5 protein-coding genes are annotated in these 7,604 nt (G+C 45.6%); 2 read left to right on the top strand and 3 right to left on the bottom strand.

What is annotated here, in order from left to right; translation table 11 throughout:
- Positions 1 to 1,440 (bottom strand): MutS-related protein (locus OSCI_RS08745; protein ID WP_039961928.1); only part of this gene is annotated, 1,440 nt, incomplete at its 3' end.
- Between the two features lie 607 nt (positions 1,441 to 2,047).
- On the opposite strand from OSCI_RS08745, the gene OSCI_RS08740 reads away from it, so the two are divergent.
- Entirely contained in the window at positions 2,048 to 3,322 is a 1,275-nt protein-coding gene (locus tag OSCI_RS08740; protein ID WP_007354560.1) for a sensor histidine kinase, read from the top strand.
- 272 nt (positions 3,323 to 3,594) lie between these two features.
- Here the strand turns inward: OSCI_RS08740 and OSCI_RS08735 are convergent, their stop codons facing one another.
- Positions 3,595 to 4,515, bottom strand: a complete 921-nt coding sequence (locus tag OSCI_RS08735; protein ID WP_007354559.1) for a class I SAM-dependent methyltransferase — start codon at positions 4,513 to 4,515, stop codon at positions 3,595 to 3,597.
- A 214-nt stretch (positions 4,516 to 4,729) separates the two neighbouring features.
- Complete coding sequence (locus tag OSCI_RS08730; RefSeq protein WP_007354558.1) at positions 4,730 to 6,364, bottom strand: DUF3352 domain-containing protein; 1,635 nt, start codon at positions 6,362 to 6,364, stop codon at positions 4,730 to 4,732.
- A 301-nt stretch (positions 6,365 to 6,665) separates the two neighbouring features.
- Between OSCI_RS08730 and OSCI_RS08725 the strand changes: the two genes are divergently transcribed.
- Positions 6,666 to 7,592, top strand: coding sequence for a TIGR01777 family oxidoreductase (locus OSCI_RS08725; RefSeq protein WP_007354556.1), 927 nt, complete (start codon positions 6,666 to 6,668; stop codon positions 7,590 to 7,592).
- Positions 7,593 to 7,604: the final 12 nt, after the last annotated feature.

Genomic DNA, 7,604 nt, shown 5'->3' with positions numbered 1-7,604 from the left:
ATCTCCCTCATCTCGCCTACCTTCCCCATCTTCACCTATCGCCTTTAAGATCCGACTTATGCGGCGGATGTGACCGGAGAAGGTGGATAAGCTTTGTTCTAGAGACTGTTCATCGCCGATATCTGCCAAAATGTAATCAAACCAAGGCAGTTCTACGGGTTCCCGTGCTGGTACGAACAATCCTGCTTTTGCCATCAAAGCTGCTAAGCCCAAGGTTTTGAGGGTGACTGTTTTGCCTCCAGTATTGGGGCCGGTGATGGCGACTACTCGGATTTGCGGCTGAATTATCAGGTCAATCGGTACTACTGGCAAACCTTGTTCGTGCTGTTGTTGCCATACCAATAAGGGATGACGCAACTGGCGCAAAGTTATCGGGGAATTATGGGTTTTGAGAGATTGCTTTGTGCCTCTCAAGGCTAAACCCTGCGGGGAGTCTACCCCAAGATGGTTTTGAGTTTTAAGAGTAGGAAATTCCCCCTTGCTCAAGAACTCTGGGGCGGGCACGGGGGCACCGCCCCTACTGTCCCTACTCCCCGTCTCCCCCATACCTGGGTGAAAGTCGATAAATCGAGGGGGGTTGGCTTCTAGCCACAGGCTGTAACGTGCTTTGGCGTAAGCTAAGTCTAGGGTGGTGGCGATCGCTAGCAATCTCTCTAAGTCGGGCTTTACCTCTGCTACTTGCTCGCTCAAGATCCGGCGCACGGCTTCTTCTTCCACTTGTTCTTGCCGTAATTGTTGCCGCATTTGATTGTTGAGGTTGACAACTCTATGGGGTTCGATGTACAATGTCGCGCCACTCATTGAGGTGTCGTGAACGATGCCGGGAATGGCATCTTTCTGGGGAGCTTTGACAGGGAGGACGAAGCGATCGCTCCTTTGAGTAATGAGTTGTTCCTGCAAGGCGTTGGCTTGACGCTGTAAGATGCCCTGCAATACCTGATAGATGCGATCGCGTAACTGCCGCATTGAGTCGCGAATGCCGCCGAGTTTGGGTGTGGCTCTGTCTGTCACATTGCCGCGCTCATCAATGCAGCGGTGGATTTCTTGCTCCAATTCGGGATAAGTCCGCAACTGGGCCACCAATTCCGTGAGTACGGGAACGTCGGGCTGATTGTCAATTACTCGGCGCAATTGCCTAGCACCGGCCAGAGTAGTAGCGATCGCCAACAGTTCCTCCCCGCTGAGGATACCTTGAACTTGAGCTCGTTCTAGGGAATCGCCGATGTCTTGAATGCCATCAAAACTCAGACCCCCGGCAAGGCGACTCTCCAAAAGGTAAGCTTCCTGAGTCTGGGCTAATAGCTGCGCCGTCTCAGTTGGAGTTTCCGGGATTGGCAAGTGGAGCGCCGCCACAGCACCGAGTTTGGTTGCCGTAAAGGTAGCCAAATGGTGACAAAGGCGGGGCCATTCCAATAGTTCTAGGGTTTCGGCTTGAATCAAAGCTGGTAAGCTAAATCTGAATGTCTCTTAAGCAATTTTAAGGTTTTTTTCAATTGTCGTGCGGCACTTGGGGAAGTCTTCCCAAGCAAGCAATGTCAGCAATTTTTGATACCTATGATGGTAATAATACCTGTTTTAGAAGGGTTGGATGAACCAATCTCGGTCAATTGCATGGCGTGGTGAGAGTTTAAGGCGGTGGAACAGCCTGCCTAATTTAGAGATACAACTGCTCCCTCGATCTGTCGCTCTCCCTAATCAGCTTCAAGCATTGAGGGAATTTCGGCAGTATTTTGAGAGATAAAGTTCTGATTTTGACTCACCAAAATATTAATAACTATGAATTAGAGTCAATCATAATCTTTACACAATATTTCCTACCTCCTTTGCGATCGCCCTAATTGCAGATAATAAATAGCTCCACCTAATTCAAAGTAAAAGACAGATGACTAAAAAGGTTGCTGTGTAAGCATTATTCCCTATTCTCTCTTCCCTCTTCCTTCTACTTAGCATCAAGCACCACAACCCCAAATGATGTATTAAAGAAAAGGGTCGCATCTAGCTCAATTGTGACGGATGTATGCTGGAGATATAGGGAACTGGTGCACATATGGCAAAAATTCTAGTGATCGATGACGATGTAACGGTTCAGATCGTCCTGCAAGACCTACTGGAGAGTGAAGGACACGAGGTCGCGATCGCTTTCGACGGTCAAGATGGTCTCTCTCAAGCCCACCACAGACCCCCTGACTTGATAATTTGCGATTGGATGATGCCCTACATTGATGGGTTAGAAGTATGTCGCCAACTGAAAGCTAACCCAGAACTAGCTACCGTCTTCTTCATCCTACTGACAGCGCGAGAAGAACTTGACGACAGGGTAAAAGGACTTGACAACGGCGCTGATGACTTCTTATCCAAACCAATTGAAACAGAAGAGTTGTTAGCGCGAGTGCGTGCGGGCCTGCGGTTGCGCGGACTGACACAGCAGTTAGAGCGAACCCTACAAGATTTGCAGCAAACTCAGACTCAGTTAGTACAAAGTGAAAAAATGTCTAGTCTGGGGCAATTAGTAGCTGGTATCGCCCACGAAATTAACAACCCAATCACTTTTATTTACAGCAACTTGAGCCACGTTCAAAGTTACGGAGCTGACTTAATTGAGTTGCTGCGTTTATATCAAAAAGAATTAAAAAATCCCAGTCCCGAAATCTTGCAAAAGCAGCAAGAAATGGAATTAGATTTCGTCCTCGACGACTTGTTTAAGATTTTATTCTCCATGCAGACAGGAAGCGAACGTATCCGACAGATAGTTCTTTCTCTGCAAGATTTTTCTCGCACAGACCGTTCAGGATGGCAACCTGTTGACGTTCACGCCGGTTTAGACAACACCATTTTAATGTTACAGCATCGCTTGCCCGCGCGGGAGGGTAGACCCGATATTAAGGTCATTAAAGACTACAGTAAAATGCCTCAAGTTGAATGTTATGCTGGTCTCTTAAATCAAGCATTCTTGAATATTATTAACAATGCGATCGATGCTTTAGAGTTATCAGGTGTTGATTGGGGGCTGTCAGGGGAGGAAGTTAAAAATGAATCTGAGAAAAACCATCTGAAACCAACGATTAAAATTCATACTGAGGTTTTAGATGAGAACCGCATTTTAATTATAATTGCTGATAATGGAGCCGGAATGAGCGAATATGTGAAATCGCGAATTTTTGACCCATTTTTTACTACTAAGCCAGTTGGCGATGGAACTGGCTTAGGTTTATCTATTAGCTATCAAATTGTTGTACAACAGCACAAAGGGGAATTGAAATGTATTTCTGAACCGGGTAAAGGTACGGAAATTTGGATAGAAATTCCGATTAGACATTGCTAATTGCTAATTGCTAATTGCTAATTGCTAAGCTGTTGAACATTTAAAACAGATTGTAGGGTGCGTCAGTCCGAAGTTTTTCCCGTTTAAGCGTAAGTGTTCTAGCTGACGCACCCTACAAGCCTAGTTAGTGGTTTTAAATGCACAACAGCTTATTACCTATCTCCCCTATCTTCCCCATCCTCCCCATCTCCCCTATCTTCCCTATCCTCCCCATCTCCCCCATCCTCCCTCTCTTCCCCTTTCCCTAGTCCCTAGCCCCTAGCCCCTAGCCCCTAGTTTATTGCTTTGGCAATTACAGTCCGATGACGGGGGGAATTACAAGTAATTGTCGGTGTGGCAAAACCTGCTTCTACTAAAGCTGCACTTATATCTAAGCTGAAATATTGATCCAAATAAGGCTCAGTGCTTTTGAGCAAAGTCAAGATATAAGGTGGCATTTTGGCATAAATTTCCGATTGAGGATTCATGTCCATCATTGCCAAATATCCATTAGGGCGTAACAATCGCTTTGCTTCACGAAATATTTGCATTGTTGCAGCTTGTGGCAATTCGTGACACACTAAAAAGATGGAAACTAAATCAAAAGATGCTGAGGGTAAACCTGTTGATTCTCCTGCTGCGTGAACCCAATTAATTCTGCGGTTTTGTTGTTGTGATTGATACTGGGCAACTGCCAGGAAATAAGGCGATAAATCTACTCCTGTAATCTTCGCCTGCGGATAAGTATTTTGCATGGCAAAACTACTCATGCCGACACTACAGCCCAAGTCTAAAATGTCAAGGGGTTCGCTAACAATTTGCTCTTTAAGAATGTCGTGATAACTTTGGCGAAGTTTAGCGTCGCCTTCTGCGCCTGCTTCTGGCCAAATTCCCGCATGAACTGCACGCGCTGCAACTCCAACTTCTGTTGCTGCTTCCCAGCTCATATTACCCTGTTCGTAAGCATGGAATGATGTTAGATAATACTTAGGGTAACTTAAGTTTGGATTTTGTACGCTTTGCATTTCTGCATCCCAGTTACGGGCTAAAAGTGCTTGCGCTTCCTCTCGCCAATGTACCCCTATTTTTTCTGCTCGTTTAATCATCATTTCGCGGGCCTGGTGTTTTGCCAAGTTAGCTAAAGGTTTGATGGAAAGTACACCATTTACTAAGCGCGAAGCAAGTCCCAGATTTGTATTAGTAGCAACAGTCATTTTTTGTATTTTTTCTCTAGTACGGCATGAATGCAGTGCCATAGCTGACTGCACTCAGTCGTTGATCATACTACTTTTATTACCATTTAGCAATTGGGTAATGTTTTTAGTAATTATATCTGTAGATAATCCTACTATATCTTGGCATTTAATCTAACTGTTGCTTGGACAGGATAATCCGCTATTTCTTGATAGAATCATCGTTAATAATTACCTAGCTTTTGGTCTTCAACCCCAACAGCATCTCTACTTGAGCAGTTGAGGGATCGGGGTAAGTTGTGCTGATACCAATTCCATGAATTGAATTCAATAATGTCGCGGTTTCTGGTGGTAATAAAGTCGGCTGTACAGACAAAACATAACGGTTTGCCCAAGCCATAGTTTTTTCCATATCCCAGTAAAGATAACCCTGGCTTGGTTGGGCTAAAGACTTTGCGATCGCAAAGGAACTAGGACTGCTAGTAGGTGACTGCGGTTGTGCAATAATTACATCAATCAGAGGCCCGCCAAAAGCTATAAAAACTGAATTCTGGTTCAGCCAACCGTGACCAAATACCGTCCCCTGCTGCGGAATTTTCCATTCCGTTACCTCTGTATCCTTAATTTTTCTGGGGGCTACACTTACTGATGGGTTACTGCGAGCGATCGCGTCGAGTTTCTTCAGCGTCGCTTCAGCTTGAGCGCGATTGCTGGTTTCAAAAATCATTACTCCTCCCATACCCAACTGCGATAAAATCCCTTCCTTAGACGCGATCGCGCCCACTGCAAATTCCCCATCCATCCAACCAAAAACCTCTCGATCTGCATTCAAATCTAACCTTTGAAAACCCTGCCTTAATTGTATAATTCCCTTGGCAACTTCAGGATTTTCTTTTGCCTCACTTGTTACCTGCGACCAAATTTTACTGAGTCCTTTTCCCCCAATCAAGGCTACTGTTTCTGCTGGAAATCTTGCCGCTAATTTACGCGCTGTCTGTGGTAGTGGCTCTTTGGCTGCTAATAACGGGTCTAACTGCGAAACTACTTTCAACCTCACACCCCGATCGTCTACTCCAAGGCCCATAACTACCGATTTAATTTGTTTGAATTGCGATAAAGCAGTTGAGGGCACTTTAGAATTTTCTGGCAAGTTTTCCCGTAATTGCTGCATCAAAGCTGGATAGTCAGCAATGAAAATAGTAGCAATTGGATTTGCCACTCCTGCACTTTTGGAAAAAATAGCAGAGGTATCCTGTTTGTTGGCAATATTGGCTTTCCCTTGGAATGTATCAACGGCTGCTTCCACCGTCTTTCTGTAAGGAGCGATCGCTAATTGATTGCCAAGTAAAGCTACGCTGTAACGCTTCCCGCTTGTTTCTGTTACATCAGAAATTTTAACTCCCTTATATTCGCTTTCCTGGGCTTTTGCCCCTTGTTGTGCTTTCAATTTGTTGGCAAAATTCCAAGCGCTGATTTTATTTTTAATAGTGACAGCAACCAATAGTTTTGGGGGTTCTGTTTTAGCAGTTTGTGAGGGTGGAAGTAGGGCAATAGCGACCCCGCCTACCCAAGGTTTGATGTCTTTGTCAAAATCGATATCGCTGCCAGCTAAGCTCTGCTTTTGGAAGTCGCTTAAACTCCGATCGATTAGCTTTTGAGTTTCAGGAGTGCCAAATCGCTGCAACTGAATCAGAGCTCCGGGATTGGGAGAGATAAAAGTGGCCATTATTGCTTCTGGCGGTACGACTTGGGCAAGTTCTTGGGGGCTAAATACTTTGCTGGCGAAGCCTTTGAAGTAAAAATAGGTTGCTGCACTACCTGCTGCAACTATGGCAGCAATTATTAGAAGTCGTGATTTCTTTACAGGCATTATTTATGCTCCTAACATAGCTATTTAAGTTTAACGAAGGGAAAGCAGAGGGGGTTGAGGAAGAGGAAAAGCATGAGTAAGAAAATTTTATCCTTCATCCTTTCCTAACCTCCCGTTTCTCTTTTCCTGTTTGCGGAAAGCCGAAGGCGCAATCAAGAGAATTTTTAATTTTCCTTTTCGATCGAATTGCTCAAGGGTTGTGTGGATGTCCCTATTACCCCGAATGAAGCTAATCTGTATAATCTAGAACAGGTTTGGAGTAAAGTTCAATCGACCACAACCTTTGGAGTAAGTTCGATTAATGAAAGTAGCGATCGCAGGAGCAACGGGATTTGTAGGCAGCCGGCTGGTGGAACGGCTGCATGAGTCAGGGCATCAAGTGCTGGTTTTGAGTCGCGATGTAGCAAGAGCTCGGCGAGTTTTTCCAGCTTTAGCCTATCCCAATTTGGAAATTATCGCCTATACTCCCACAGCATCGGGTTCTTGGCAGCAGGCTCTAGGGGGTTGTGAGGGTGTGGTGAATCTGGCGGGGGCTCCCATCGCTGAGGAACGTTGGACGGCTGCACGCAAACAAGAAATTATGGACAGCCGCAAGCTGACTACTGAAAAATTGGTGGAGGCGATCGCTAATGCTAATCCTAAGCCTTCTGTGTTGGTGAGTGGGTCTGCGATCGGTTATTACGGTACGAGTGAAACGGCGGCTTTTGAGGAAAATAGCCCCCCTGGGGACGATTTTCTGGCTGAAGTTTGTCAGGCTTGGGAGGCGGCGGCGGCCCCTGTGAAGAGTGCGGGGACAAGGCTGGTGATTTTACGGCTGGGAATTGTTTTGGGGATGGGAGGTGCGATCGCGAAAATGCTAGCTCCTTTTAAACTCTTTGCTGGCGGCCCCATCGGTACTGGGAAGCAGTGGTTTTCTTGGATTCACCGGGAGGATGTGGTTAATCTAATTTTGTTCTCGCTTACGCATCCCCAAGTTGAGGGAGTTTTCAACGCCACAGCACCTAACGCGGTTCGCATGACCCAATTTTGTCACACTCTAGGAGATGTTTTAAATCGCCCTTCTTGGCTACCCGTGCCAGGTTTTGCCTTGGAGGTTTTGCTGGGAGACGGTGCAAAAGTGGTTTTGGAAGGTCAGCAAGTTTTACCGAAACACACTTTATCTTCTGGTTTTGAATATCAATATCCTGCTTTAAGGGAAGCATTAGAAGAAATTTTGGCTTCTGCTTAAAAGAAGGGACTA

This window comes from Kamptonema sp. PCC 6506 (genome assembly GCF_000180455.1).
Taxonomy (GTDB): Bacteria; Cyanobacteriota; Cyanobacteriia; order Cyanobacteriales; family Microcoleaceae; genus Kamptonema; species Kamptonema formosum.
This window is presented reverse-complemented; position numbering and strand designations above follow the sequence as displayed.

Excerpts from the sequence above, each read along its gene's own strand:
- OSCI_RS08740 (WP_007354560.1), top strand. The coding sequence starts at position 2,048 with ATGGCAAAAATTCTAGTGATCGATGACGATGTAACGGTTCAGATCGTC.
- OSCI_RS08735 (WP_007354559.1), bottom strand. The coding sequence starts at position 4,515 with ATGACTGTTGCTACTAATACAAATCTGGGACTTGCTTCGCGCTTAGTA.
- OSCI_RS08730 (WP_007354558.1), bottom strand. The coding sequence starts at position 6,364 with ATGCCTGTAAAGAAATCACGACTTCTAATAATTGCTGCCATAGTTGCA.
- OSCI_RS08725 (WP_007354556.1), top strand. The coding sequence starts at position 6,666 with ATGAAAGTAGCGATCGCAGGAGCAACGGGATTTGTAGGCAGCCGGCTG.